At 45.1% G+C, this 22819-nt stretch carries 36 protein-coding genes; 5 read left to right on the top strand and 31 right to left on the bottom strand.

Annotated elements, in window-relative coordinates; genetic code table 11:
- Positions 1-46: 46 nt before the first annotated feature.
- The 12 genes from ACLUWI_RS02015 to ACLUWI_RS01960 all read right to left on the bottom strand — a co-directional run bounded on the left by ACLUWI_RS02015 (position 47) and on the right by ACLUWI_RS01960 (position 6428).
- Complete coding sequence (locus ACLUWI_RS02015) at positions 47-310, bottom strand: hypothetical protein (RefSeq protein WP_412145943.1); 264 nt, start codon at positions 308-310, stop codon at positions 47-49.
- A 70-nt stretch (positions 311-380) separates the two neighbouring features.
- Positions 381-908, bottom strand: a complete 528-nt coding sequence (locus ACLUWI_RS02010) for a thioredoxin family protein (RefSeq protein ID WP_412145942.1) — start codon at positions 906-908, stop codon at positions 381-383.
- Positions 901-1131: a hypothetical protein gene (locus ACLUWI_RS02005; protein WP_412145941.1), complete on the bottom strand. Its 231-nt coding sequence runs from the start codon at positions 1129-1131 to the stop codon at positions 901-903. Before ACLUWI_RS02005 ends, ACLUWI_RS02010 begins: the two co-directional genes overlap by 8 nt.
- A complete protein-coding gene (locus ACLUWI_RS02000; RefSeq protein ID WP_006499485.1) occupies positions 1128-1328 on the bottom strand; it encodes a hypothetical protein in 201 nt (66 codons plus the stop codon). Before ACLUWI_RS02000 ends, ACLUWI_RS02005 begins: the two co-directional genes overlap by 4 nt.
- Entirely contained in the window at positions 1325-2095 is a 771-nt protein-coding gene (locus ACLUWI_RS01995) for a hypothetical protein (RefSeq protein ID WP_412145940.1), read from the bottom strand. The genes ACLUWI_RS02000 and ACLUWI_RS01995 overlap by 4 nt, the downstream gene beginning before the upstream one ends.
- Positions 2073-2642, bottom strand: coding sequence for a helix-turn-helix transcriptional regulator (locus ACLUWI_RS01990; RefSeq protein ID WP_278769256.1), 570 nt, complete (start codon positions 2640-2642; stop codon positions 2073-2075). The genes ACLUWI_RS01995 and ACLUWI_RS01990 overlap by 23 nt, the downstream gene beginning before the upstream one ends.
- A gap of 5 nt (positions 2643-2647) precedes the next feature.
- Positions 2648-2911, bottom strand: coding sequence for a hypothetical protein (locus tag ACLUWI_RS01985; protein WP_412145939.1), 264 nt, complete (start codon positions 2909-2911; stop codon positions 2648-2650).
- Positions 2908-3129 carry a hypothetical protein gene (locus ACLUWI_RS01980; protein ID WP_412145938.1) on the bottom strand — a complete coding sequence of 74 codons (222 nt, stop codon included), beginning with the start codon at positions 3127-3129 and terminating at the stop codon, positions 2908-2910. Before ACLUWI_RS01980 ends, ACLUWI_RS01985 begins: the two co-directional genes overlap by 4 nt.
- 7 nt (positions 3130-3136) lie before the next feature.
- A complete protein-coding gene (locus tag ACLUWI_RS01975) occupies positions 3137-3514 on the bottom strand; it encodes a hypothetical protein (RefSeq protein ID WP_412145937.1) in 378 nt (125 codons plus the stop codon).
- Positions 3511-4740: a hypothetical protein gene (locus tag ACLUWI_RS01970; RefSeq protein WP_412145936.1), complete on the bottom strand. Its 1230-nt coding sequence runs from the start codon at positions 4738-4740 to the stop codon at positions 3511-3513. The genes ACLUWI_RS01975 and ACLUWI_RS01970 overlap by 4 nt, the downstream gene beginning before the upstream one ends.
- 11 nt (positions 4741-4751) lie before the next feature.
- A complete protein-coding gene (locus tag ACLUWI_RS01965) occupies positions 4752-5009 on the bottom strand; it encodes a hypothetical protein (protein WP_289579460.1) in 258 nt (85 codons plus the stop codon).
- A gap of 93 nt (positions 5010-5102) precedes the next feature.
- A complete protein-coding gene (locus tag ACLUWI_RS01960) occupies positions 5103-6428 on the bottom strand; it encodes a helix-turn-helix domain-containing protein (protein ID WP_412145935.1) in 1326 nt (441 codons plus the stop codon).
- Between the two features lie 292 nt (positions 6429-6720).
- On the opposite strand from ACLUWI_RS01960, the gene ACLUWI_RS01955 reads away from it, so the two are divergent.
- Positions 6721-6885 carry an Arc family DNA-binding protein gene (locus ACLUWI_RS01955; protein ID WP_412145934.1) on the top strand — a complete coding sequence of 55 codons (165 nt, stop codon included), beginning with the start codon at positions 6721-6723 and terminating at the stop codon, positions 6883-6885.
- A 4-nt stretch (positions 6886-6889) separates the two neighbouring features.
- On the opposite strand, the gene ACLUWI_RS01950 is transcribed toward ACLUWI_RS01955, so the two are convergent.
- Genes ACLUWI_RS01950 through ACLUWI_RS01940 form a run of 3 tightly spaced genes read right to left on the bottom strand, consistent with a single transcriptional unit; the run spans position 6890 to position 7667 of the window.
- Complete coding sequence (locus ACLUWI_RS01950; RefSeq protein WP_412145933.1) at positions 6890-7015, bottom strand: toxin-antitoxin system HicB family antitoxin; 126 nt, start codon at positions 7013-7015, stop codon at positions 6890-6892.
- Positions 6997-7344: a hypothetical protein gene (locus tag ACLUWI_RS01945; protein ID WP_412145932.1), complete on the bottom strand. Its 348-nt coding sequence runs from the start codon at positions 7342-7344 to the stop codon at positions 6997-6999. The genes ACLUWI_RS01950 and ACLUWI_RS01945 overlap by 19 nt, the downstream gene beginning before the upstream one ends.
- A 59-nt stretch (positions 7345-7403) precedes the next feature.
- Complete coding sequence (locus tag ACLUWI_RS01940; RefSeq protein WP_412145931.1) at positions 7404-7667, bottom strand: DUF739 family protein; 264 nt, start codon at positions 7665-7667, stop codon at positions 7404-7406.
- A gap of 197 nt (positions 7668-7864) precedes the next feature.
- Here ACLUWI_RS01940 and ACLUWI_RS01935 point away from each other — a divergent pair, with 197 nt between their 5' ends.
- Both ACLUWI_RS01935 and ACLUWI_RS01930 read left to right on the top strand, forming a co-directional pair.
- Positions 7865-8266, top strand: a complete 402-nt coding sequence (locus ACLUWI_RS01935; RefSeq protein WP_412145930.1) for a helix-turn-helix domain-containing protein — start codon at positions 7865-7867, stop codon at positions 8264-8266.
- Between the two features lie 17 nt (positions 8267-8283).
- The gene (locus ACLUWI_RS01930; protein ID WP_412145929.1) at positions 8284-8703 is read left to right on the top strand and encodes an ImmA/IrrE family metallo-endopeptidase; all 420 of its coding nucleotides are present in this window, start codon (positions 8284-8286) and stop codon (positions 8701-8703) included.
- Positions 8704-9364: 661 nt separating this feature from the next.
- Here ACLUWI_RS01930 and ACLUWI_RS01925 read toward each other — a convergent pair.
- Positions 9365-9586, bottom strand: a complete 222-nt coding sequence (locus tag ACLUWI_RS01925; protein ID WP_270359985.1) for a hypothetical protein — start codon at positions 9584-9586, stop codon at positions 9365-9367.
- A 171-nt stretch (positions 9587-9757) separates the two neighbouring features.
- On the opposite strand from ACLUWI_RS01925, the gene ACLUWI_RS01920 reads away from it, so the two are divergent.
- Together ACLUWI_RS01920 and ACLUWI_RS01915 are read left to right on the top strand one after the other, a co-directional pair.
- On the top strand, positions 9758-10099 hold the full coding sequence (locus ACLUWI_RS01920; protein WP_278846658.1) for a hypothetical protein: 342 nt from the start codon (positions 9758-9760) through the stop codon (positions 10097-10099).
- A 4-nt stretch (positions 10100-10103) separates the two neighbouring features.
- A complete protein-coding gene (locus ACLUWI_RS01915) occupies positions 10104-10397 on the top strand; it encodes a hypothetical protein (protein WP_270359987.1) in 294 nt (97 codons plus the stop codon).
- A gap of 58 nt (positions 10398-10455) precedes the next feature.
- Here the strand turns inward: ACLUWI_RS01915 and ACLUWI_RS01910 are convergent, their stop codons facing one another.
- The 15 genes from ACLUWI_RS01910 to ACLUWI_RS01840 form a co-directional block, all read right to left on the bottom strand.
- The gene (locus tag ACLUWI_RS01910; protein ID WP_412145928.1) at positions 10456-13236 is read right to left on the bottom strand and encodes a DEAD/DEAH box helicase; all 2781 of its coding nucleotides are present in this window, start codon (positions 13234-13236) and stop codon (positions 10456-10458) included.
- Complete coding sequence (locus tag ACLUWI_RS01905; RefSeq protein WP_412145927.1) at positions 13236-15365, bottom strand: DNA methyltransferase; 2130 nt, start codon at positions 15363-15365, stop codon at positions 13236-13238. The genes ACLUWI_RS01910 and ACLUWI_RS01905 overlap by 1 nt, the downstream gene beginning before the upstream one ends.
- 46 nt (positions 15366-15411) lie before the next feature.
- The gene (locus ACLUWI_RS01900) at positions 15412-15603 is read right to left on the bottom strand and encodes a hypothetical protein (protein WP_289579440.1); all 192 of its coding nucleotides are present in this window, start codon (positions 15601-15603) and stop codon (positions 15412-15414) included.
- Positions 15604-15942: 339 nt separating this feature from the next.
- The gene (locus ACLUWI_RS01895; RefSeq protein ID WP_412145926.1) at positions 15943-16197 is read right to left on the bottom strand and encodes a hypothetical protein; all 255 of its coding nucleotides are present in this window, start codon (positions 16195-16197) and stop codon (positions 15943-15945) included.
- A gap of 16 nt (positions 16198-16213) precedes the next feature.
- Positions 16214-16384 carry a hypothetical protein gene (locus ACLUWI_RS01890; protein ID WP_278758218.1) on the bottom strand — a complete coding sequence of 57 codons (171 nt, stop codon included), beginning with the start codon at positions 16382-16384 and terminating at the stop codon, positions 16214-16216.
- A 162-nt stretch (positions 16385-16546) separates the two neighbouring features.
- The gene (locus ACLUWI_RS01885) at positions 16547-16735 is read right to left on the bottom strand and encodes a hypothetical protein (protein ID WP_412145925.1); all 189 of its coding nucleotides are present in this window, start codon (positions 16733-16735) and stop codon (positions 16547-16549) included.
- 26 nt (positions 16736-16761) lie between these two features.
- Positions 16762-16935 (bottom strand): hypothetical protein, encoded by a 174-nt coding sequence (locus ACLUWI_RS01880; protein ID WP_278758220.1) that lies wholly within the window; start codon positions 16933-16935, stop codon positions 16762-16764.
- Complete coding sequence (locus ACLUWI_RS01875) at positions 16932-17309, bottom strand: hypothetical protein (RefSeq protein ID WP_412145924.1); 378 nt, start codon at positions 17307-17309, stop codon at positions 16932-16934. The genes ACLUWI_RS01880 and ACLUWI_RS01875 overlap by 4 nt, the downstream gene beginning before the upstream one ends.
- Before the next feature lie 12 nt (positions 17310-17321).
- Entirely contained in the window at positions 17322-18536 is a 1215-nt protein-coding gene (locus ACLUWI_RS01870; RefSeq protein WP_412145923.1) for a hypothetical protein, read from the bottom strand.
- 409 nt (positions 18537-18945) lie between these two features.
- On the bottom strand, positions 18946-19092 hold the full coding sequence (locus ACLUWI_RS01865; RefSeq protein ID WP_289579435.1) for a hypothetical protein: 147 nt from the start codon (positions 19090-19092) through the stop codon (positions 18946-18948).
- A gap of 1003 nt (positions 19093-20095) precedes the next feature.
- Positions 20096-20689 (bottom strand): hypothetical protein, encoded by a 594-nt coding sequence (locus ACLUWI_RS01860; protein ID WP_412145922.1) that lies wholly within the window; start codon positions 20687-20689, stop codon positions 20096-20098.
- Positions 20690-20777: 88 nt separating this feature from the next.
- Positions 20778-21422 carry a CPBP family intramembrane glutamic endopeptidase gene (locus ACLUWI_RS01855; RefSeq protein ID WP_412145990.1) on the bottom strand — a complete coding sequence of 215 codons (645 nt, stop codon included), beginning with the start codon at positions 21420-21422 and terminating at the stop codon, positions 20778-20780.
- Positions 21422-21580, bottom strand: a complete 159-nt coding sequence (locus tag ACLUWI_RS01850; RefSeq protein ID WP_412145921.1) for a hypothetical protein — start codon at positions 21578-21580, stop codon at positions 21422-21424. The genes ACLUWI_RS01855 and ACLUWI_RS01850 overlap by 1 nt, the downstream gene beginning before the upstream one ends.
- A gap of 15 nt (positions 21581-21595) precedes the next feature.
- Positions 21596-22249: a hypothetical protein gene (locus ACLUWI_RS01845; protein WP_289579432.1), complete on the bottom strand. Its 654-nt coding sequence runs from the start codon at positions 22247-22249 to the stop codon at positions 21596-21598.
- A complete protein-coding gene (locus ACLUWI_RS01840; protein ID WP_278758238.1) occupies positions 22236-22814 on the bottom strand; it encodes a hypothetical protein in 579 nt (192 codons plus the stop codon). The genes ACLUWI_RS01845 and ACLUWI_RS01840 overlap by 14 nt, the downstream gene beginning before the upstream one ends.
- Positions 22815-22819 lie beyond the last annotated feature (5 nt).

Raw genomic sequence — 22819 nt, 5'->3', positions numbered from 1 at the left:
AATTTAAAACGTTTTAAAAGCCTTTTTAAGCGATAGTTTTTACCTGCTACAGGTTTGATTGATTGTATTTATAGTCAAGCTCCAGCGCTTTGCTGATCCGCTCAATCGCCTTATCTGCATCTGAAAACCCATTAGTGTAAACAATCTTGATCCAATCGATCACCTCATCAGCACCGTATCGAGTGGATAGGCTGGTCAGCTCAACACAGACGTGTTCGCTGGGCATGCCGATCAGGTCAGTCCAAAAGGCAATCGCCGGCTCTGCGGTCATGGTTTCGGAAAGATTTTCCTGCGCCTTACCAATCGCCATCAGCCGTCTGAAGTAAACCTTGTTCTCCCATTCACGCCGACGACGATTTCGCCGTTGTGCGATCAGTTGCTTAGTTGGTTTGATTTTCCGTCACCTGCGCTTCCAAAGTCAGCCGTTGGAAGATCTGCTTGATTTTCTGCTTATCGGTGCCGCTGTACTGATAGACCGGCAAGCCATTGACTGTTTCCAGTGGCTGCGGTTGGCCGTTTTGAAAGACCATGAAAGTCGGTACCGACTTGACGTTGTACTGCTCAAACAGCCGTTTATCATGACCGTTCTGCCACTCAACGTACGCAACGTGGTGCTGCTTGTTTGCCGCATCACCCAGGCCAATCACGTTGTCGGCCAGGCGGCTTTCGTAGTCAGCCTTATGTACGGTTGCCGCAACCCGCTTGCAGTCGGAGCAGGTTTTCGAGTAGAACACCACAACGGTAGGCGTACTGCTGCTCATCAGCTTGATCTGCGCCGTGGTGTTGGTCCGGCGGTAGCTATGAAAAAAGTGAAAGCCGAACAGCGCGCCACTGATAATGAGGACGGCGATAATGCTGATTGTGATCCGGCGCCGCCGTTGTTCCTTAATTGGATTGTCGCTATACATGCTGATATCTCCTTCTTTCTTGCCTGATGCGGTGCCAGCCAGCCCGTTTCTTCAACCGGATCGTCCGGTAAAAAATTAAGCGGCTGGGACCGTAGAAGAGTTCGACGTCATAATCCCTGCTGTTTTCGGTGATCTCACCGACCAGCAGACTTTCCTGACCATGGTTGCTGTAACGGATTGTCTGACCGCTACGTACCAGGTACTGACCGTTGGTAATCGTCATTTTGGATCGCCTCTTTCCTTATCGACTTCTTCAAACGCCAATAACATCAAGCGCTTGGTTTCCTGCGCCCGTTTAAGCATCTCAGCCTTGGTCATCTTTTGATCGTCCAGCCAGAGGCAATGAACGGGCAGGATTCCGGTTTCTTCGTAGACCTGCTTGTAAACATCGGCCATTGTGTATTGTTTTTCACTGTTCATGAGACACGCCCCTTGATTGAATCCGGATCCAAGACGATCTGTTGAACGTCGTGGATAAACTTTGTGGTCCCCTCGTCGCTGGCCCGTTTGAATTGGCTGAAGGCCATTGGAATCTGCGGTGCGTAGTTGTATAGATTAGCGTGGGCAACTTCTGGATCAACCCAGATGTTGGTCACATTCTTACGATCAACCTGATCGTTCAAGAGCAGTTTCTGCGTCCGCAGATAGGCAAAGCGGTTTGGTTTTTGATCCGCCTGCAATTTCTTCAGGTAATGCTCTGCATCGGCCTTGTACAAGAAGCTATAGCTCCCGACCTTGGTGGTATCGCCCTGCTCATCGTAGAAGATTTCATAGACCACGTAGACGTAGGTGCGGTTCGAGCCGCCTCGGCTGGGAATCAGCTTGCGGATCTCGTCATCGTAGTAGTTAGCGAAGCGCTTGCCGTGGTTCTTCTGGTAGACGGCCTGTTCAAAGCCGCCGCATTCAACCAGATACCGGTTGGCCACTGCCAGAATCGTTGGAATGGCCTCGAGGCTGTAGCCAAAGGAGTACTCCAGAATCTGGCCGTCCATCGGTGTTTCGGGGTGATCCATGATATCAATGGCGATCGTACCCTTGGTCTCGGTAAACTCCAGCCAGGCGGCCACGTCCGGTAATTTAACGCCCAGGCAGTAGCCGTGCCGTTCGATCAAGTCGTATCCGTCCATGTTTTGCTCAATGTAGTCGGCCATCTTGGCCCATTTTTCACTGGAAATCCGTTGTGTCATGTTTTTCACACTCCTTTTCCTTAATCCATTTGGCTTGGAACCATAGATTAGCGAGCAGTTCTTGTTTCAGTTCCTGAACCTGCCGATCACTCAAGCTATATTCTTTCGTTGCCTGAGCTAATGCCAAATCCAGTTCACCCTTAGTCTGATTAGTATCTGAGTCAAGCTTAAGCAGATACTGGATTGATACGCCGAAGCAGTCAGCAAGTTTTTGACAAGTTTTAAGCTTTGGTTCGCGTGTACCATTCTCATAATTATTAATAGCTTGTTGTGAGACCCCAATCTGCCCACCTAAAGCACTTTGACTCAAGCCGTTTTTCTCACGTAGGTACCTGATGCGATTAGTCGCTGGCTTGCACTCATCAAATCCCTGTAGATAGGGCACTGAAACGCTGAAGTAATCAGCCATTTCCTGCCAAATTTTTAGTTTAGGTTCTCGTTTTCCATTCTCATACTGGCTAATAGTATTTGGCGCCAAATTAATAGCATCAGCAACTTCAGCCAACGTTTTTCCGTGAAGCTTTCTGGTTTCCGACAATCGATTCAACCTGGTCACTCCTTCAAAATTGCCTTGCCAATGCTTAGCTTGGTTTTTGCCATTGCCGTGCTGGCAGTTTGCTCAGGCATCGCTACCGGTACAAAGTCAACGACCCACCCTTGCTCAAGCAGACCTTGATAGGCGTTGTCCTGCCTCGCGGTTTCCGGCTCCATACCGTGACGTTTAACGTATTTCAGTGCCGGTTTAAGGCGACGAAAAACCGCAATTGGCTCTACGTCTTCGCCTTCCTTTCGCGACACGACATAGCAGAATTTCATAATTTTAGCCCCCTTAAAAACACGGCTGCTATCCAGCCGGCGGCCAGTAGAATGAGAATCACGACCAGCGACATGATGAAGTCGCTGACCATATGCCGATCGTCTGACCGCGCCTCCGTTTGCTCTTCGGTTTCCCAGCTGCCCTTGATCAGGTCATGCAGCTGCTGCTCACGTACTTGTGCCCGTGTCGGCCTTTGATTCTTCCCGTTTCTGATCATACCCGCCTCACTTTGGCAACTGATGCCGTGCTTCCGGCAAGTAGATCTTAGCGGCCAGATTGGATAACGTGCGCTCCATGACCGACTTTGGGATCGTCTGCACCAGATCAACGGCCATCAAGGGCCGACTATCAGCACCATACAGGACTGCAAAGCAGTCCCCGACCGCGCGGGCGTTTTTAGGCAGCTGCCGGATCAGTCGGCCCTCAAGCAGGACCGCGCGCAGACGACAGCCTTGATCGGTGGCCAGAGCCAGATAGTCGTGGTGACTAGCCTTTAAGACGGCCGTTTGAAACTCTCGCAGCTTATCTGGTGGGACCCGCAGGTAGTACGCCTGCGAGGAGAGGCCGTCAATGTTGACGTACTTGCCTTTCGCAAACATCATGCGCCATCGTCCCCCTTCCCCTTAATCTCTGAGAAGTCGCCCTCAACCACTCGCTGACTCTCGTGCATCAGCTTTCGCAACTGACTGGCCTTGTCTTCCAGTGCGTTGGCTAAAGCGGGCAGATCCGTCTGCTGCAGCTCTTTATCCGTCAGCTGCTCAATATCGCCGGCCAAGGCCATTACGTCCAGCGTCCGCGGGAGCGCCGACAGCATATCGGTTGAGCGGGCCGAAACCGTCTGAAAGGCTTTCTGTCGCGAATCTTTATGTGCTGCCTGCGCTTTGACCTGCTTGGTCAGCGCCTGATTCTGCTGCGTCAGCTCTGCCAGCTGCGCCTGCAGATCATCGATATCTTCTTGCGAGTAGCTCCCCGTTGATGTGCTCTGCGCTTCGTGCAGTTCTTTTTTGACCTCTTCCAGCGTCTGTTCGGTGTCCTTAAGTTGGGCTTCAAGCTCTACGCGCCGCTCTTTCAACTCATCATAGTCAGCCGGCGGGACCTCGACTGGTTCCGGCTCTTGTGCCTGTGCTTCGGCCAGCTGCAGCTGTAAGTGGCGGGTCTCCTCTTTTTCGGCCGAAAGCTGGTCCGTAAAATCGGATCGTGACCTCTCAAGATCGCTGTTGCGCTGGGTTAGCTGCTGAATCTGATCAGTCTGGTTCTGCAGTTGCTTTTTCTGCGCCTCGATTGCCTGCCGACTTTCGTGCAACTCCTTGAGCATGCCCTTCCAAATCGGCGATCTACGCATATCTGGCGTGGCATGCAGCAACATGCCAACGACCTTTTCGTCGACCTTGCCATCTGCAATCGCCATTTGATCGCTCTGACTGAGTGTCAAATAGTTGTCAACCATCAGCTGGCCATCGTCGTGGGTATCCAAAGCCTGTGCTTGAATCAGATCCACCTGATCAGCTAGTGTAATCAGCCGAAGCGCGGTCTGTTTCGACTGACCGTGCGCACGCACCCATTTCTCGAAAGTCATTGCTTCGTGCAAGTCAGACCGGCTTCCAGCGTGTGCAAACAGCTTCTGAGCTGCCCGATAGACTCGGCCAAGCTGCAGCCGCGTGCCCTGAATGACGTTGACGTACTCGCTCTCGACTTGAACGAACTCAACCAGGTCCGCGGGATCCAGGTGCTGGTAAAAGTCAACCAAGTCTTCCGGCACCGGAAGGTTGCCAAACCGCTGATAAAGCTTGGTTTGCCGCGCGTCATCACTCTTTTTAATTTCCTGCATAAGCACCCCTCCTAGAAAAGATCAAAGATATCAGCGTAGCGGTCAGCCAAATCGGTTTTAGCCAAAGTTTCCGCCAGATCTCGTGCCTGAATGGCTTTGTCTAGCTTCAGGAGGGGAGCCAGTTGACTGGCCACGCCAACCTTGTGGATGGCGATCGCCCAAACCGTCGTGTCATGGTGCTTGAGTAGAATCAAGCCTAGTGCTGCGTCAACGGAAGTCGTGAAGCCCTTGGCTTCAGCAGCTTGGTTAAAATCTTTTACAGTGATCATTTTTAAAATCTCCTAACACTTTTTATGCTAGAAGCTTGATTTATCAGCATTTTTCAGCTAATCTGTAATACGTAAATCAAACTTCGAATGTTTTTAAATTGATGAATCAAAGTCCGCAGTCTTGCGGGCTTTTTTTATTTGCTCAACAACATCCAGATTGTTCTGTTCGCAGTATTGTTCAAACAACTTGGGTGCCTTTGCCGACAGATAGCCGTGGCCGTCCGGTTGATCTAGGCTGTGGCAAATCCTCTCGAGATCAACGTTATACAGCTTGCGATGGAGCACGACCGCACGGTGCAACTCTCTCTCTGAACGCTCATAATTAAGCTGTTCAATGGTTTTCGTCTGCCCCTCATCATCGTCGTCCTGCTTTGCCCAGTCCGGCAACTGCTCTTGAGCGTTGGCCCGACCGCCACCACGGCCATACTGTTGTCGTCCGTAGCTCTGCCGATTGCGTTGATCACGGGCTTGCTCAGCTGCCTTAACGTCATCCAGGTTCTTGATTCCGGCGTTGCGATAGCCGCGCATGATCGCCGCCACATAAGCATGAGGCCGACTGGCATCAGCCGTCGCCGCCTTCTTGATCGCGTAAAGCACGACCTCTGAGCCAAACTCTTTCACCCATGCAGTCAAGTCAGCGATCGTTGTTGAACTCGGCCAACTCCAGAGATCGCCCCAGATCTTGAAAATTGGGTTCATGCCATTGGGATCAGCCAAAGAGTCAGGACCACTTGGATCAGCCGGCTCCGTCCAATTGCTTGCTTGAGACTGATGTTGTGGCTGAACAGCAGGCTGTTGTAGTTGAGCAGGCGCGGCAGTAGCAACTGACTGAGCCAAGGCCTGACCAGATTGTGTCCGTCTAACATCATCATCAGTCGCTAGCGAAGAAGCATTCGTGTCGCTATGTATATATTCACTGTTAGTTGCATAGTTGCTGTTGATGATGCTTGTATTATTAACTCTTGTATTATTGACTCTTGTATTATTCTCCTTAGCAATTCGATCAATAGGGTATTGATCCTTTTGCGTATACCCCCTTGATCCTTTGATCAATAGGGTATTGATTTTTTGATCAATAGGTGTTGCATTTCGATCAATAGGGGTATTGCAGGGTCTTCCTACTGGATCCATGTTTGGATAGATTCGTCGACTGGCAACAGCACGTCCATTTTTAATCATTTGCGTTTGCAAATAGCCAAGATTTTTCAAATGATTGATCCAGCGCGAGATTGTCGTTTTGTCAACCTCATAAAGTGAGGCAAAATAGCTGTTAGAAGCAGTACAATAGCCATACTTATTGCTCAAAGCAGTAATTTCACTGAACATCAGGCGCTCATAAGCTTTAAGTCGTTTATCGTAACGTACGGTTGCTGGAATGATTGAGTAATAGCTTGGCCTCTCAAACTGTTCGTCGTTCATCCTGATCATCCTCCCTGTCTAAATTGTTGTAGTACTCCCACAGAACACTATTAATCTCAGCATTAACCGTGATACCTTTTTCCTTCGCACGATTAGAAATCTTGTCGTAGAGATCACCAGTCAAGCGGTATGTTAATCTAATTCTTTCTTTTGTCATATTTTTGACGTCAATCCTTTCTTGATGAATAATATACTCGATATGCTTTTTGACGTCAATATGGTGATTTGATAAAATCTCAAAAACTTTTATAATGGTGTCAAAGAGACGTCAAAATATTAAAGGAGTATCACAATGACTGATAGGTACACACGTAGCGAGGACAAGCGTTTTACTTTACGCATGGATAAAAAACTTTATGAAATCGTGAAGCAATCTGCAGCGGATCATAAGCGTTCTGTTGGCCGTGAAATTGAATTCATTCTTGATCAACATTTCAAAAATCAAGACAAAGATTAGATTGCTACAGATAATCATTCAAAATAATCGATATCAGCGCATTGACGCTTATCCCCATACGCTCCGCTTCTCGTTGCAGCTGTTGATACAGCTCTTCAGGAAACCGGAGCGTTATTTGTTTGCGATACATTTTTGAATCCTCTTCTCCAGCGCTTGCTCATCGACCGTGTACCATCTGGTACGGTCATATCTATTTGGGTTAAAGTTGCCGATGCGAATCAGGCCCAGCTCTTTTAGTTCTTTCAAATTGCGTCGAATCGTATGTTCTGAGATCCAGCTCAGCTGCTCCTGCCACTCGCGAATTGGCATATAGACCCACCAGCGTCCGTCATGAAAGTCTTCCGGATCGTTGATGCGGACTTCCTCATACTGCCAGGTCAGCAATTGATTGACCATGATCGCCTGATCCGAACTCTTAAGCACGCGGGCCAGCATTAGGATCGTCTGCTGATCACTCATAAAAATCACCTCGGTTTTTACAATTTGTAATTTTTTGTTTACACTGTCTCCTACAATGATCACTTTTTTAAATTCTTACATTTTGTTCTGTTTTCCGTACAACGAATGTAAAAAAAATAGCGATTAATGTTATCAAGATTGATATCTAATATTTTGGCAATGCTAACCATTTCCCGTTGTGTGAATCCTGACCTAGCCCGATTATTTATTTTTCGACTAAGCGCAGACCTGGCAATTCCCATGGCTTCAGCAAGATCTGTTAATGTATATCCTTTTTCGGCCATTTTGCCTTTTAACAATGAGTAGTCATATTCCTTGTTCAAATCATCACTCCCTTTCACCATATGATTTGTACATTTATCCGAACAACAACATATTAAAATAGCCTTGTCCTAAAGTCAATATATTTTGCCCCCATTCTTAGCCGTCTCGTAGTCATTTCGAGACATACCGATTTGTGTTAAAATTTTGTTATCAAAAGTTTACAAAATTAAAAATAGAGAAAGGAGCTTCATCCACCATGGATAGCTTTCAATCAAGGCTAAGACAGGCCTTAAGTGAATCCAATATGACTCAATCCGAATTGTCGAGAAGGTCCGGTATTGGAAGAAACTCCATTTCTGATTACGTTAAGGGTAAATACAAAGCCTCACAGAATAACCTCGGCGCCATGGCCCGTGCATTAAATGTTGACGAAGGCTGGCTGATGGGCGTTACCGATAAAAAAGAACGATTCGATGCGCGACAGTCTGGTTCCAATGTTGCCAAGCCTGAAGAAGCTAAAAGCGTTGACGATCTGGTTGATGAGATGCACAGCTACCGCGGCATTAAGATCTCTGATGCCCAGCGCGAGTCGATGAAGGCCATCTTGAAAGCCTACCTGGACACGCAGATCAAAAACGACGAGAATGACGATCAATAACCACTGAGGCGGGAGTGATGACGATGGACGAAGTAATCGACTGGCTGCTGGCCTACTGCAGGCACCACGGCATTACAGTCGTAACCTGCTGCGAATGGCCGCATGACTGGCCCTCGCAGGCGAATCCCAAGGAGCGTCTCGTGCTGTACAATCCAAACTGGCAGCCAGTCAACGAGCGTCCCTTTACCCTGGCCCATGAGATCGGCCATATCATTGATCAGGATCCGCCTGCCTATGCCTGCGAGTACGTCAGCGTCTGTGAAAAGTACGAGAGTTCCGGTAATCGCACGGCCATCAGCCTACTGTTGCGGTACAGTTGGACGCATGGCTGGCATTTTCAGACTCCTGAGGCACTGATGCAGACCTTTGGCATTCCGCAGTCGTTCATCGTAGACGCGGAATGGGCCTTCTGGCATCGTCTGCAGCTGCTGAAATAAAATGTTTCCTGCCACGATCGGTGGTTTATTTTTTAGCCTCTAACAGAACATATGTTTATATATGTGATTCAGTACGTTTTCTGCAGGTTTTTTAGACTAAAAGTTTAAAGAATACTGGTATATTGGCATTTGCACTAACATTTTTCTGCAGATTTTCTGCAGACATATATGGTGTATATATGGATCCGTCCTCATTCCATTTACATATATACAATTCCGTACAGTATATATATGACGCATATATGGTCTTCACCTTGCCGTCATCTTCATATATACGATTCAATACAATATATATTCAGTACATATATAGCGCATATATGTACTCTGTCCTGACACTGCCCTCATATATATGATTCAGTACGATATATATTTAGCTTATATATGGATCCGTTCTTATTCCATTCTTATATATATGATTCTGTACAACATATATACAGTACATATATAAGCCTCACCTCAGTGCTATCCCCATATATACGATTCTGTACAATCTATATTTAATCTATATATGACGCATATATGAGCATCATCATGACACTCTCCCCATATATATAATTCAGTACAATCTATATTTAATCCATATATGATTCAGTACAATTTATATTTAATCCATATATGAAAAAATCAGCCAGCCCTCGCTTGAAGACTGACTGATTTTCTTTTACTTCTTTTCATCAGATTCTGTATCGGAACCTTCGTGCTCCGTGGCCCACTTGGCCAGCAGCGTTGGCAGATCGACGTTGCCGTACTTGTTGGCTGCCATCTTAATCAGCAGATCCAGCGAGACGGTCCGGTTTTCCTGCGCGTTCAGCCAGGCCACCGTCTGACTGTCCTTGATGAAGCGGAACGAATAGGCAGTTCTTTCCGTTTTTTCTTTTGCCATTCAAATAGCCCCCTCTGGTTGTGAATTGATAGCTACAGTATAGCATTATTTACATAAAAATAGCAATTTGCTATTCAAATGCTAGTCATTATTTTTAAATTTTAACTTTTCAATATTATTTTATATCAATTTGCTATATAATTAATATATTATCAACATGAGGTAACAGCAATGAAATACGCAAACAAATTAACCGATGTTGAACTGAAATATCTGTACGCCAGGCGCTTAAAAACCGTCCCTAATCGAATTCATAATTTTAAATTCTACCAGTCTAGTGGTGATCGATGGATTGAACTGAGTGGCGACTACCGCACCAGCGATTTTTTGCTTCAAGACGTGATTTACATTGATGACTACACAGTTTATGATGAGTTTCGGATCTATATTGAGGCTACGCGTATGTACCGTCAGTTCATGCTGAATAAGTTTGGCCGCCAGTACCAAGACGATTGTTTCTGGTACGTGGACCAGCCCGGCGTAACCCTACGACTCAAACGCTCAGGAAGGTAACATCATGCAGCCTACTACCCCTATCATTATCGTCGCCATCTTGGCCTTTGTCTTGGAAATGCTGATCTCCTTTCAGACCGAGCGTAACCTCAGGCGGCTCAAGCACCGCAACTACTCCCAATTTAGTCGTTATCACCGCCTGCACGTTAATTTCAACCAGTTAAGCGTCATCTTACTTATCATCACCGGCTGGCAGTTGGCTAAGGGGCATTACGCCCTAATGCTGGGCACCTACTTAATCGTCTTGTTGGGTGATGCGTTCAAGTGGCATCGCATCTGGCAGGCCGTCAAAAATTAATTACATCAATAAAAGAAGCGTCCCACGATCGTTGACCGTGAGGCGCTTTTTGAGTTAGCTATTCATTAATATCTGACTCGTCTGATTTCACAATATATGGGTGACTCAAGTTACCTAGAAAAAGATCTTTTGCGGAACTACCCGAAAAGTCATCAATAGCACCCTGTACTTTTGTGTCCATCAAATCTAGATAAAGGTATTTCTGCACATTATCAACCTTCTCATCTGCAACGGCAAGCACACTACCGAACATATCTGGATGTTCTCTCAAATATTTCACATATCCCTTGAGCTTTGCAATACTGTCACCAAGCCAGTCACCATGCGGATCAACAATAGTTCGAATGATTTTCCCTTTACTCGTCTTCTGGAAGAAAATAAAGTCGGGATACATATTCTCCCACTCGCCACCTAGTTTATATGGAATGGCTAAAGCCGCATTTAAATTACGCGACTGATTTCTATACCAAGCTACGTTTAGTGTACGTGACAACTCTGTTTTAACTACCTTCTTTTCAAGGTCATTGAGTTTTAGATATGCCCACCCATTCTCATCACTGATTATATGTTTTGGATAGCAGTCGTAGTCCATATTCTGGCGTCTCACACTAGCATTAATATTTAGTGTTGACTCAACATATGGCAAGGTATTTCCTTCTATACGATCCCATTTTTCCTTATTCACTTCAGTTACTGCATATCTTGATGGACCATACTCATCAAGAAGCTCGCGTGTCGTCTTCTCTGCCCATTGTTCAAGACTTTGTACAATCTCAAAGCATGCTGCAACAGCACTCATACGTGCCACTGCCTTATTATAATCAACGGATCTATCGACCATATAGTGGTTGATATACTCATTCACAACATCTGATGCACCAGCGAACGTACTTATAGCCTTATGATAATATGCAGTCATACGGTCAGAATCATTCTCAACCGACTCCTCGCGATCCTCATACTCTGCGCCAGTCAACGGATCAATTCTCTTCACGGTTACGACTGTACTGTTAATCTCATTGTAAGTACGCTTGTATTCAGATGGATTCCTTTCTATTTCTGCATCCACGTTATTACAGAAATCCTTAGTAATCTTCTCGTTCAAGTTAGAATCACTGTCAATGTCCGAAGAAATGATATCAACGCAGTCCCACAGATCCATGAACGCATTTGGCTTGTCATGACGTACCTGACGCGTAATGATGGACTCAAAACTCTCTTTAATGAGCTTTGAGTCAACATTTGGCATATGTTTAAGTGCGTCCTCGATTTCCTCGATAGTTTCGTTATCGTCTGTATCGACATCGAATTCTCCCAAGTCATCATTAGGCATCTCTTCGTTCGTATCTTCTACATATTCGTCAATTTTCTCATTCACTGGCGAGGCACCTTCAAAGCTGTTGTCATCAGAAGGATTCTCTGAATTTTGCGCCTTTTTTGTCTTTAGCTTCTTTTCGGCTTTACGTCTCGTGTCGCCATACCAGCTGACATCTGCAGGATTTTTTAGGATACCGTCGTTCTCATCAACAGCTACATTATCTTCCTTGAGCTTCTCAACCACTTCTTCAACTGTTTCGGAGTCATATTCCGGCAGATAGCAAGCTACATTGTTAAGTCCTTCCTCGGATTCAATGCGTCTAGCCAATGGTGTACGAATCATACGCCCAATAAGCTGAGCTATATAAGTAGGGTCATTACGCTTACGACGTGAGTAGATAACTTCAGCACGAGGACAATCCCAACCTGTGGAGATGGCATCCTTGGCGAAAAGAACACGAATACCCGTGTTTTCCGACACATTCTCAGGTGAACAATATGGAATCTTCGCTACGGCAGTTTCGATATCATCATGTTCACCGAAAACGTTCGCGAAGCAGTCACGTTCTAGCCATTTACATACCTCGAGAATCTGCGTGCAGAGTTCTGTCAAGGTTTCCTTCGTCACTTTATCCTCAACTTGTACGACCATAAGAGGTACAACAGTTTGAATACTATTCTTTGTACAATAATCTTTCCATAATTTCGATGCATGGGATAGCTTCACACATGCTTGCGTTAGGTCTTGGTGGCGTGTATTTGCCCGTTTTTTTGGCGTGCGTAGTTCAATTACATCCTTTATCAGCCCTGATGCACGTACTGCGGAGATAGGTACATCAACAGGAGCCTTCATATCACGATTCTTACGTCCGCGCATTGCAACATTGAACCGCTCAGGAGTTGCCGAAACACCAACAACACATGGCATTGGCGGATTTAAGCCAACCTGCCCGTCAATGAGCTTAGCATATATTGTCTTATTGGTTGAGTCACTTGTTGCATCTTTTCCAAGACCCTTGTGAGCTTCATCAATGAATAGATATAGATGCGTATCTGTATCTTCGATAGTATTTGTTAGTACGTCCCAAAAAGTTCTACCACCCTCGGCATCATTTGTCAGCTTACTCTTCCTTGAAAGCAACTGACGATTTAGAAAGTAGATATGCTCAGGCATCAGACGGGTGTGTGCTCTAGCAAACTCAGGTCCAACAGTCTCCATAGATGTTGCACCGTTCAGTAAGTCCGTTGCGGCATCAAACCGTTTCATTGTCTGTTCATTCAAACTTGGTGAATCCGACAACCACAGGATAACCGCATGGTCATCACCCTCGAACGTATCGTTTCCATAAAATAGGCCCTCAGCAACGGCAGCAGAAATAACCGTCTTACCTGCACCAGTTGGAGCTGTTAAAGACACAGAGGAAAATTCTCCATCGTTTTCGTAGCTATTACTCATTGCACGCATTTTTTTCAAGAGAGAGCTGACCGCATCCTTTTGAAAATTAAAAAGTTCATATTTCATTAGTCAAGACCCCCTTCACCACAAATCTTAAACGTCTTCAAAAACGACTCATACAAGCGATGTACCCCAATGTCAGGAAGACGCCTACACATGTTCGAATAACGCCTCTGGTCATCCGTCACAACGAACACGGTCTTAATATTCGGATGCTTCTTTATAGCATCCACAAACTTTGAAGCCTGACCATAATCAAACAAAACGCCGTAATAATCAGTAAGCAGATACGACTTACCAACACGATGAATAATTGGTCCCTTACATCCTGCCTGCATCCAGAGAATCGGCGCAATGGCATCGAATGCGTTATCGAGACGTATTGGCCATGCAGATTCATATGTTAGGTCAAAGAAGATAGCATTTGCCTTGAAACCATCGGACATAGGAAGCGAATAACCCAAATCAATATCCTTTGATGGATGACCATAATCTCCCTGTAGTGGATTTCCGTTGATATCCACCCCTTCAATACTGCACTTTGTACGTGGCCAGGTAACATAGTTTGCTATACCATACTTTTCCCAATCTGGATCGCCTGGGCGAAGGCCTTCTGACATCATATCTTTTGCATTATGTTCTCCACCATTACGATCTGCTGGTACTTCATTATTTGTAACGCAAATGCATCTTCTATGGCCGCCATCTTCGGCGTTCAAAAGATTTACTGCCTGCAAAGTGGTACCAGAACCTGCGAAAAAGTCAACAACTAGTGCATCTTTCTGATCCTTTACAAAATATTTTAGACAATCATGTACAGCATATAATGATTTTGGAAATGAGAACTTATCATTCCCAACAATGTTCTTCAACATCACAGTACCATAGGTCTTGGCATCATAAATCTTATTAGTCCAAACTGTTGTGGTCCTGTTGATTTTTCCGCCAGTCTCAACAACAATTTTGGACCCGTCTGGCCTATATCCTTTAATAGCCCATCTTCCACTTTCTATTTTTTTCTTATAATTTGCGCTCAGATATTTAATAGTAAATGGCTGATATAAAGATTTTTCATTCTTCGTCACCTGTACTACATGCTCATCCAACAAATACTGTAATGTTTCACCTTTCACACCCCAATTCATTTCTGTTCCATCATCTCTAACAGGAAAAACCGTTGTGCACCCATCGATATCCGGCACACTAAATCTATCAATATCAGGAGTGATTGGATCCCCTATCTTCTCAATAAGCTGTGTTTCATTATTTATATATATTGGATAAAATTGCGCAGTGCCACCTTTAACTGTTCCTCTTCGAGATGCATATTCCAACCGCCTCAAATACCACCACCGGACTTCTTTTTCATCTCCAATTCCTTCTTGCTGGATAACATGAGCATTTCCAAGTAACACAAAATAGGCATACTCATCAGACCTAGCAAAAAGATTTTTTCTAATTGCACCAGACGGATTAATAGTAATACTTGTCATCTGTATCTGGGCATCTGGAAACATCTGCTCAAGGAGCAATCCTAACCTGGCATATTCTTTTTCATCAATCGTGACAATAAGTACGGAATCCTTCGGGTTGAGTAGTCTCTTCGCTAGCTTCAAACGCCGTTCCATGAATGCTAGCCATTTTGAATGCCGGTACTGATCGTTACTATCAACATAGTCGTTATTATACTTCCAATCTTTAGCTCCCGTGTTATATGGTGGATCGATGTAGATACAATCTACTTTACCAGCATAACAGTACGTGAGCATCTCAAGTGCATGATAGTTCTCGGCATTAACTACCACTTGGTACGGATCATCCTTGTCGCCACGCTCAATGCGGTCTACTTCATGAAGACCAGGATAAATTACATCACGGTACGACACAATGGGGACAAGGTCCTCTACAGCAACATTACACTCTTCCTTACCGTTCTCAATGGTTGCTATATCGTCTTTTATAGTCTTGACGTTCCATGCGACCTTGTTTTCATTGTGCTCTTTCTTTCCCCGATCCGGACGGATATTCACTGTATCACCGACAGCAACAGTCTTCGTGTATAACCGTACGGCCTCCGGCAGATTATTTTCAAACACCAGGCCATAACTATGATCACGCACGTATTTACGAACCTGGCGTGCGAGTTCTGGATCAAGCTTGTTTACGTTCGCAATCGTCTCGTTAATATTTACCATATGCAGAAGTCCTCCTTTTTATGTTTTCATTTTATAGGCTAATCTTCTAGCATTTACCAGCCGTATATTTTTCCTTACGTTTTTTAATTAACTCAATTAACTCCTGCAAGTCACCATCAGTTGCGATCTCGCGGACGTATTTCCTGGCATAGGAACGATAGCGATAGATACGCAGCTTATCTTGATGCTGACTTGCCCATTTTTGTCTGGCCCGTTTCTGGGCATCACTTGCGACCATGACCACTCACCATCCTTTGTGGTAGCAATTTCATAATCCTATCCATTATGAGTTAATAACTGATATGACGCAAGATTTTTTCTAGAGCTGGCCGATTGATTAAAGATCGGTTTTCCCGTATACTCAACATAAATTGAATACAACACAACCTTGTGCCAAGCAGTCGTTAGATGAGTCTAGCGGCTGTTTTTTGTATGGAAAAAGACGGTCCTGCCCCAAATAAAGCAGTCCGCCTTTTCCCAGATGTACCTATAAAATCTAATGAGATTCAAAAATCTCAACGAGCAATACTACGCTTTGTGCAAACGGTTGTCAACAAATGTTTTTGACAGACAACGATTAATTGTCATGAATTCTGCTGTTATCAAACGAAAAAGTGGCAATCATTACTGACCGCCGCCTGCTTAGTTCCACTTGAAATATAAGATAATGCCAATCACTAATGACTAGTCCAATTGCAAAAGAGAAAAACCTTGCCAATAGATCATTCATCGTCAGGCTATCTTCAGCTATCTTTCCGCCTAATACACGCAAGAGCAAGTCAACGACAAAGTAAACAATAACCGCTATGATAATAAGTTCTAAAATACTCATGGTTATCATCACCCCCCTAATGAATCATCGCGTAGACAAACATTACCATTATCAGCCCCGTCATACTGGCGACACAGACTTCGATGGATCGCTTGTCGTCGTGCTCAATCGACCACTCCAGCGCCAATAAATTAATGAACAAGCCAATAATCAGCAACATAGCGCCAAAGGTTAAGCTAGTTGACATGTTTTTCACTCCTTTTAAAAAACGGCAATCGGCATCAACCGACCGCCGTAGGCTTAAACAATAATCGTGGCTGTTGGGAACGAGTTGGGATCAATTTCCTCAGCCCGTTATAGGTATTACTTCATAAATTTCCATTGTGTTCATGGCTATAATCTCCTTTTTCTAATCCTTTGGTTCCATTACGAGTGCTACGGCCACCAGCGCTATCACAATCATGACCAGTGCCAGTGCAAATCCAAGCATCTTGTTGAACCAAAACAGCTTTATCAATAAATACGTCCATAAGCCGAGCCATTGCTCTAACACCAGTGCAATGAGTATCTCGGCCAGCTTAACCTTAACCTTGTGCATCACACCATCTCCCCCAAGATCAGCCGTTACTCTAATCCAAGTAAGGCGCCGGTAAATATAATGACTGCGCCCAGCACAATCAATCCGGCTGACATTTTGATCAGCTGTTTATCACCTTGCGCCAGTTGTCCTAAAATTGACGCCAGCAAGGCAATGATCATACCGCCGAAAATCATAGCCAGGGCCGCCTGCTTTCTCATGAGTCGCGCTCCGTTGACAGCATGCTGATATCAATCTTCTTTTTGTCTGGCGTTGGTGCACTAACAGTCTTGCCTGCCAGCGTCTTTTCAGCCGTTTCCTTTGATTCTTCTTCAGAAGCAGTGCTTGAAACCGGCTGTTTTGGTTCTGGCTTTTGGTTCATCTGATTAACCTTTTCTGCCAGCAAGTCAGCCGGATCCGCAACGTTGTTGGCCATTGCCCCCATCACGACCTGCATGAAGTCGCCTTTGCCATACACTTGAACGAGAAAATCGATTGCCAGACTAAGCGACAAAGTTTTGTTATCCTGTGCTTCCAGCCATTCATAAGCTGTTGAGCCGACTGGAAAGCCGAAGCTGTAGTTTTTTCTAGCCATTTGATCACCACCTTATTCTGCAATTGCGCTCAAGATCAGTTCCAGTCCCTTTTCATTTAGGAATTGAGCGTACTCAGGCGCAATCCAGATGATCGGCACTTCATCGCCACCGGTAAAGTGTCGTAGCTTGTCGGCCAGTTTCGTGCGCAGACTAGACTGCGTAGCCATTGGAATTGAGCCACCGCCATAGACATAGATCAATTCAGCTCTTGCGTTTGCCAGCCGCATGGTTTTTGAAACTGCCGTGACAATCTCATCAGCAAACGGCTCCAGCTGTTCATATACGATGCTCTGAATCCGTTGCTGATGCTTGCGGGCAAATGGGCTAACGTGCTGAGCCAAATAACTTTGCAATTGTGCCCGATTGTCAAAACCCATCTGTTGCTTCTGTAAAGCATCATTGGCCAGCTGCAAGACGTTGCCGTAACCCTTGGCTAACGACGTAGAAGCTTTGGCATTGACCAGATTGTTCACCAGCATGACCAGATCAGTCGTGCCCTCGCCGATATCGATCCCCAACACATTTTGGGTTTGAACGATATCGTTAGCTGAAACGTCAGCCAATTCTGGATAGTTGGCCTTCAGATCTGCTACCATCGCGGCCTTGAATTTTTCATCTGAGTTTTTAATGAAAAGTTGCGCCGTTTCGCCTTCCAAAGCAACGTAGACCGTCCGAAACTTGATGGCTACGGTAATTGGATCCTTAAAGTTGTGGTACGTTACCGTGTGGGTTTTGCCCAGAAACTTATTCTTGTAGCGGTCAATCACGCCGGTATTCTTACCTTCCGCAACTGGGAGCGCCGTAGCCATGTTTACCGTGACCTTCAGCGTTTCACCAAGATCTTCGCTGTTAAAGAAGGCATCTTTGACCCGCTTGCCAGCAATCAGGCTTAACGTCAGGACCATTGCCAGATCATCATCGCTCTTGCCGGCAAAGTCGTTAACGTCAAAAGCCGTCAATGGCAGATTGCTGTTGACCGCGGCCTGGCCGATTAGGTAACGGCCCTGCTTGGTTACGACTGAACTCGAGACTGATACGTCCATCTTATTAAGAAAGTCTTTCATGTAGGCCGTCTGCTTTTCTTGATCATCAAACGATACCGGTTCCGTAATATCCTGCGGTTTCTTGCCGGCAATTACTGATGGCATCTTGACCTTTTCATCGTTCAGCGTTGCCTTGATTGAGCCATACCCTAAATCGTTGGCTGCATTTAAAATATATTCCATTCAAACCACCTCATATATATTTGTTGTATTATTTTATATAGCTATTATATATATGACACATATTAATTACAAGGGTATTCTTAAATAAAAGATATATAAAATAATATTATCCATATATAGAATTAAGAATAGCCCCGCGTCCATCTTCGTCGCGAGGCCTCTTACTTACTCTCTAGCAGCTATCTAACCTTTTTCCTTTTCTCTTAATATCGGCACCCTGCAGTCTCTACAGCTTGCCTGCCATTAGGCCCACTTATCCTTAACTCCCCCGTTATGGCTTGACCTCAAGCCACCCCTGGGGTACCTGCGCACCTTGCCTATCTCGTGGCAAAAAGTGCGCACACCATTACACCCCTATTTTTTAAGTCTCAATAACATCTTAATATTTTGCAATATTAAGCAATTAAGACTAAATTTCGGCAAACCGTTTAAGCGCATCTCGCCCTTGCTCCTTCAGACCCAGAGTTGATTTGTACGATTGCTCTACTACAATTTCGAGCAAAACATCGCGAGAACCTAAGAAAATCGCATTGATCAGAAGGATGGTCTGTTGCATTTCCGAGACATCCAGCCACTTTTTTACCGCCTGCTGTGGCAGAAGGTGTCGCATACCTGTTGTTGACTACAATTCCTGCTCCGGGTGTCGTTTGCTCTTTAGGTAAACTTCACTCCGTGTGTGCTTCAGAATCACGGACGCTTCGGGTGGCTAACGGCGCAGAGTCGCTGCTGAGCGGCAATTAACGATGGCCAATCGAAAAAGATTGCTCTTCTTGCCTGGAAATATTCAGTTAGGAATGCGAATTGCACACGGACACCCGCAGGTCCCCCAACGCACTCAGGAAGCCTCGGAGTCATTATTTTTAAAGAAAGTTTTTGACTGCTGAGCTTCCAAACTTCTTTATAAATAAAAATTGGTTGTCGACAAGTTTCGCCACCTAAAAAAACAACCTCGTTCCAACTTTGGAACGAGGTTAGAAGTCTGGCATGCTAAAAATCATTGTGTTAGAATCATTTGTAAAGAAGAAGGACCTGCAAATTAAAGGATCAAGGAGACTTGATCGGGTAGCCGGCTGCCCCGGGGTCTGCGTATTGGAAACATGAGCAGGCATAACCTGAATACGGCGTATATTCTCGTCCTCTCTGTTCCACGACTCAATGAGCAGAACAAAAGCCTACGATTAATTCGCAGGCTTTTTCTTTTGTTTGTAATATGTTAGAATACAGTAACTCAATAGAAGGCGACTAAATTAGAGGATCAAGGAGAGACTTGATCGGGTAGCCGGCTGCCCCGGGGTCCGCAAGTGGTAACAGGCGTGGGCGATAACCTGAATACGGCGCAAACTTTCACCTTTGCTTTTACTAATGGTACTAAGGGTGCCATTAATCGAGTACCACGTTTATTGTGGTTAGGTCAGCCAAGTGCTGGCCTTTTTATTTCCATATCATTTAGAATCATTATAAACTAACCTCGTTCCAAGCTTGGAACGAGGTTAAAGGAATTTGCATGAGGAATAAGAAAAGCAGCGTTATATCAGGAATTTCCCGGTATAACGCTGTTTTTAAATCCATCGATCTACCATTGCTGATGCGGCTTCTAAATACCTGGTTACTTTTTTTGCACGAATATCGCAATATACTTGTCGCAATCCTGGATAGATATACTTATTGATAATCACCCAGGCATAACGTTCTTGACCATCAGTTGGATCGCTTCTGGAATTAAACATATCAATTAAGAAGCCCCGTTGTTTACGATCAATTATTTCTAATTCTTCCAGATAGTAGATCAGCTTACGTGAAAAATAAGCCTTGTCATCAAAAAAGTCAATTTTCTTTTTCTTCCCATATTCTACTGCTAGATTTTTCAGCCTAACCAATTGTTGCCAATATTGCATTTGTTGATTCAGTTCTTCTTCTTCAAACTTGTTAATGCACACAGAACCAATTGGAAACAGCGTTTTACCGGTAATAAAATTACTGATCTTGTATAAATACTTCAGGCCTTCTTTTTTACAGACACACTTTGAAGTTGCAGTTTCATCAACTTCAAAATCAACAATTGTCCATTCGGTTTTAGCATTCTCCCAATCTTTTGCTGAAGAGTTGGCTAATACTACCTCAATTAGATCCCAGTAGCTTTTTTGCTTTGCCATACTAACTCACCTCTTAAAGCAATCATAGGCTTAATATAAAATAAAAGCAGCGTTATACCAAGAATTTCCCGGTATAACGCTTTTTTTCTTATAAACAGGTTAAAACGATTAGAGTCGTTAGGTTGAACACCAGATGCGCTGCCATGCTGACGCGCAGATCACCATACCGCTGATATAATCCCTGTAGTACCAGGCTGATCAGTGCATATTCCCATAGCGACGTGTCCCCGTGCATGGCGGCAAAGAACAGTGCCACGACCAAGGCTGCTGCGATAAATTGTGCCTTGGGCAACATGCCAGGCCAGTGTTTTGTCATCCAGGTATCAATCCGTTGGTAAAGACACTGCCGAAACACAATTTCTTCCAGCAATGGCGCCACGAGCACGATATAGACCGTATACAGCCATTGTTTGCGCATCATATGCAGTATGAGGCTGGTATTGCTGCTGCCAACTGTATTATTAGTCAATGCCTTGATACTCAGCATGGCCAGCAGTACAGCTCCCCACGCGACTAAGCCCCAGCCAATACCTTTAAGGAGATTTATATCAATTGGCCGTTTAAGCTCCTTAGAGCGCCAAAATATGGCGATCAGCATGATCGTATCCAGCCCAGCCATTGTGTATGAACTGAGATAAGCAGTCTTACCGATAAGCAGTGACGAGCCAAGCCAGATCAGATAATAGCTGATAACAATGGTCCAGTCTGTTCGTCGAGTCGTATCTTCCGTCATCAATTAAACGCCCCCAGTGCCCAAGCCGTGATTGTCCCTGCAAAGGTGGCGACCGTTGCTGCCAGCAGCAGTCCGAAAATATGCCGTCCCAGCCAGGAAGGCGTTTCGTAAACAGCCGAATCAGCCTTCTGCACCCGTGTCAATTGCTTGTTGATCATTACAATCCCCCTTTTCTATTGATCCGTCGTTGCGTCAACCATCGTGGTGCCAAGCTTTTGTAGTTTCGTAAACTTCTGCTGGTTTAAATCATACGTACTGGTATAAACAACGGTAGTCGTTGCTGAGCGTTCTGAGCCATATTGCGCGGCATACTTAACGACTGAAACACAGTCAACGGTATTTGCGTCTTCATTGATCAGACTGACGCGCGTATCGGCACTGATAAAGCTGGATTGTAGCTTCATCGTGTCGATGATGCTGTTGCCCGTATCATCCTTACCGTCGTTGAAATACGTCTTGTCGTTTAGTATCGTATCCGTCACCAGCGATTTAGCCTGCGTGCTGCGTGCAGCCCAGTCTGCTTGCGAGCTGTAGGTAAATAAGATCTTAAATAGTTTGGCCGCCTGCGTACTGGCATCGTTTTCCGCTTTGGCCTGCTTAGCGGAGTCCTGCTGCGCCGCCGTACCGGTAGCTGCTTTTTCTCGGAGCTTTCGCTGCTCTTGCTTCTTCGCCTTTTTAAGCGCCTTTTGTTCCGTTGCCAACTCCGTCTGCGCTTTCTGAAGCTTTTGATCATAAGTATTCTGCTGATATTTAAAGATTCCTAGCAAGACTAGACTGATAGCAATTACCAGTACGGCAGCCAGTGTGGATTTTTTAGTTTGTTCCATCTTGATTGCCTCCATTCGTGGTAATGACTTGAATCTGATATGAGTTGACGCTCAGATTTTCCAGATCATAGTTTAAAGTGATCAGATAGAGCTTTTTCGTACCATCTTGCTGCTCAAACTCTGTTGTGATATAGACGGGAACCTTATTGATGTTGTCAGCATTGCCAAATGCAACCATCGTGGCATCGTTTTTAGTGATTACCCATTTCTTCGTGTTGGGATCCTCGTTCAGATTGATCAGTTCCGTTGTCAGCTGTTTGCCTAGTGCGGCTTGCAGCTGTTTTTTATTGGCCTGATAGTCCTTTCTAGAGTGAAGGTCCCCAAGTTCCTTGGCAATTGCGCCTTTTAGCGTTGCTTCGGCATGCTGTTCGGCGCTTTTTAAATCAAATTCATTTGAGTATGGCGAATTCATCGCCGTCTGCGTGGCCACGGCTTTCTTTTTCAGCTGCGTCTGCCGGATCTGCGCGTTGACCGTCTTTAGCTTGGTAGTATTAGGAATATTGACCACTGCCAGAACTGCACAGAGGATAGCCACTGCCCAGAGCACTATTTCGTTTTTTTTCAAAAATC

The sequence above is a fragment of the Limosilactobacillus mucosae genome (assembly GCF_046939755.1).
GTDB lineage: Bacteria > Bacillota > Bacilli > Lactobacillales > Lactobacillaceae > Limosilactobacillus > Limosilactobacillus mucosae_A.
This window is presented reverse-complemented; position numbering and strand designations above follow the sequence as displayed.

Bases quoted from the DNA above. Each gene is read 5' to 3' on its own strand.
- ACLUWI_RS02015 (WP_412145943.1), bottom strand. From the start codon at position 310: ATGGCGATTGGTAAGGCGCAGGAAAATCTTTCCGAAACCATGACCGCA.
- ACLUWI_RS02010 (WP_412145942.1), bottom strand. From the start codon at position 908: ATGTATAGCGACAATCCAATTAAGGAACAACGGCGGCGCCGGATCACA.
- ACLUWI_RS02005 (WP_412145941.1), bottom strand. From the start codon at position 1,131: ATGACGATTACCAACGGTCAGTACCTGGTACGTAGCGGTCAGACAATC.
- ACLUWI_RS02000 (WP_006499485.1), bottom strand. From the start codon at position 1,328: ATGAACAGTGAAAAACAATACACAATGGCCGATGTTTACAAGCAGGTC.
- ACLUWI_RS01995 (WP_412145940.1), bottom strand. From the start codon at position 2,095: ATGACACAACGGATTTCCAGTGAAAAATGGGCCAAGATGGCCGACTAC.
- ACLUWI_RS01985 (WP_412145939.1), bottom strand. From the start codon at position 2,911: ATGAAATTCTGCTATGTCGTGTCGCGAAAGGAAGGCGAAGACGTAGAG.
- ACLUWI_RS01980 (WP_412145938.1), bottom strand. From the start codon at position 3,129: ATGATCAGAAACGGGAAGAATCAAAGGCCGACACGGGCACAAGTACGT.
- ACLUWI_RS01975 (WP_412145937.1), bottom strand. From the start codon at position 3,514: ATGATGTTTGCGAAAGGCAAGTACGTCAACATTGACGGCCTCTCCTCG.
- ACLUWI_RS01970 (WP_412145936.1), bottom strand. From the start codon at position 4,740: ATGCAGGAAATTAAAAAGAGTGATGACGCGCGGCAAACCAAGCTTTAT.
- ACLUWI_RS01965 (WP_289579460.1), bottom strand. From the start codon at position 5,009: ATGATCACTGTAAAAGATTTTAACCAAGCTGCTGAAGCCAAGGGCTTC.
- ACLUWI_RS01960 (WP_412145935.1), bottom strand. From the start codon at position 6,428: ATGAACGACGAACAGTTTGAGAGGCCAAGCTATTACTCAATCATTCCA.
- ACLUWI_RS01955 (WP_412145934.1), top strand. From the start codon at position 6,721: ATGACTGATAGGTACACACGTAGCGAGGACAAGCGTTTTACTTTACGC.
- ACLUWI_RS01950 (WP_412145933.1), bottom strand. From the start codon at position 7,015: ATGTATCGCAAACAAATAACGCTCCGGTTTCCTGAAGAGCTGTATCAA.
- ACLUWI_RS01945 (WP_412145932.1), bottom strand. From the start codon at position 7,344: ATGAGTGATCAGCAGACGATCCTAATGCTGGCCCGCGTGCTTAAGAGT.
- ACLUWI_RS01935 (WP_412145930.1), top strand. From the start codon at position 7,865: ATGGATAGCTTTCAATCAAGGCTAAGACAGGCCTTAAGTGAATCCAAT.
- ACLUWI_RS01930 (WP_412145929.1), top strand. From the start codon at position 8,284: ATGACGATGGACGAAGTAATCGACTGGCTGCTGGCCTACTGCAGGCAC.
- ACLUWI_RS01925 (WP_270359985.1), bottom strand. From the start codon at position 9,586: ATGGCAAAAGAAAAAACGGAAAGAACTGCCTATTCGTTCCGCTTCATC.
- ACLUWI_RS01920 (WP_278846658.1), top strand. From the start codon at position 9,758: ATGAAATACGCAAACAAATTAACCGATGTTGAACTGAAATATCTGTAC.
- ACLUWI_RS01915 (WP_270359987.1), top strand. From the start codon at position 10,104: ATGCAGCCTACTACCCCTATCATTATCGTCGCCATCTTGGCCTTTGTC.
- ACLUWI_RS01910 (WP_412145928.1), bottom strand. From the start codon at position 13,236: ATGAAATATGAACTTTTTAATTTTCAAAAGGATGCGGTCAGCTCTCTC.
- ACLUWI_RS01905 (WP_412145927.1), bottom strand. From the start codon at position 15,365: ATGGTAAATATTAACGAGACGATTGCGAACGTAAACAAGCTTGATCCA.
- ACLUWI_RS01900 (WP_289579440.1), bottom strand. From the start codon at position 15,603: ATGGTCGCAAGTGATGCCCAGAAACGGGCCAGACAAAAATGGGCAAGT.
- ACLUWI_RS01895 (WP_412145926.1), bottom strand. From the start codon at position 16,197: ATGAGTATTTTAGAACTTATTATCATAGCGGTTATTGTTTACTTTGTC.
- ACLUWI_RS01890 (WP_278758218.1), bottom strand. From the start codon at position 16,384: ATGTCAACTAGCTTAACCTTTGGCGCTATGTTGCTGATTATTGGCTTG.
- ACLUWI_RS01885 (WP_412145925.1), bottom strand. From the start codon at position 16,735: ATGCACAAGGTTAAGGTTAAGCTGGCCGAGATACTCATTGCACTGGTG.
- ACLUWI_RS01880 (WP_278758220.1), bottom strand. From the start codon at position 16,935: ATGAGAAAGCAGGCGGCCCTGGCTATGATTTTCGGCGGTATGATCATT.
- ACLUWI_RS01875 (WP_412145924.1), bottom strand. From the start codon at position 17,309: ATGGCTAGAAAAAACTACAGCTTCGGCTTTCCAGTCGGCTCAACAGCT.
- ACLUWI_RS01870 (WP_412145923.1), bottom strand. From the start codon at position 18,536: ATGGAATATATTTTAAATGCAGCCAACGATTTAGGGTATGGCTCAATC.
- ACLUWI_RS01865 (WP_289579435.1), bottom strand. From the start codon at position 19,092: ATGCAACAGACCATCCTTCTGATCAATGCGATTTTCTTAGGTTCTCGC.
- ACLUWI_RS01860 (WP_412145922.1), bottom strand. From the start codon at position 20,689: ATGGCAAAGCAAAAAAGCTACTGGGATCTAATTGAGGTAGTATTAGCC.
- ACLUWI_RS01855 (WP_412145990.1), bottom strand. From the start codon at position 21,422: ATGACGGAAGATACGACTCGACGAACAGACTGGACCATTGTTATCAGC.
- ACLUWI_RS01850 (WP_412145921.1), bottom strand. From the start codon at position 21,580: ATGATCAACAAGCAATTGACACGGGTGCAGAAGGCTGATTCGGCTGTT.
- ACLUWI_RS01845 (WP_289579432.1), bottom strand. From the start codon at position 22,249: ATGGAACAAACTAAAAAATCCACACTGGCTGCCGTACTGGTAATTGCT.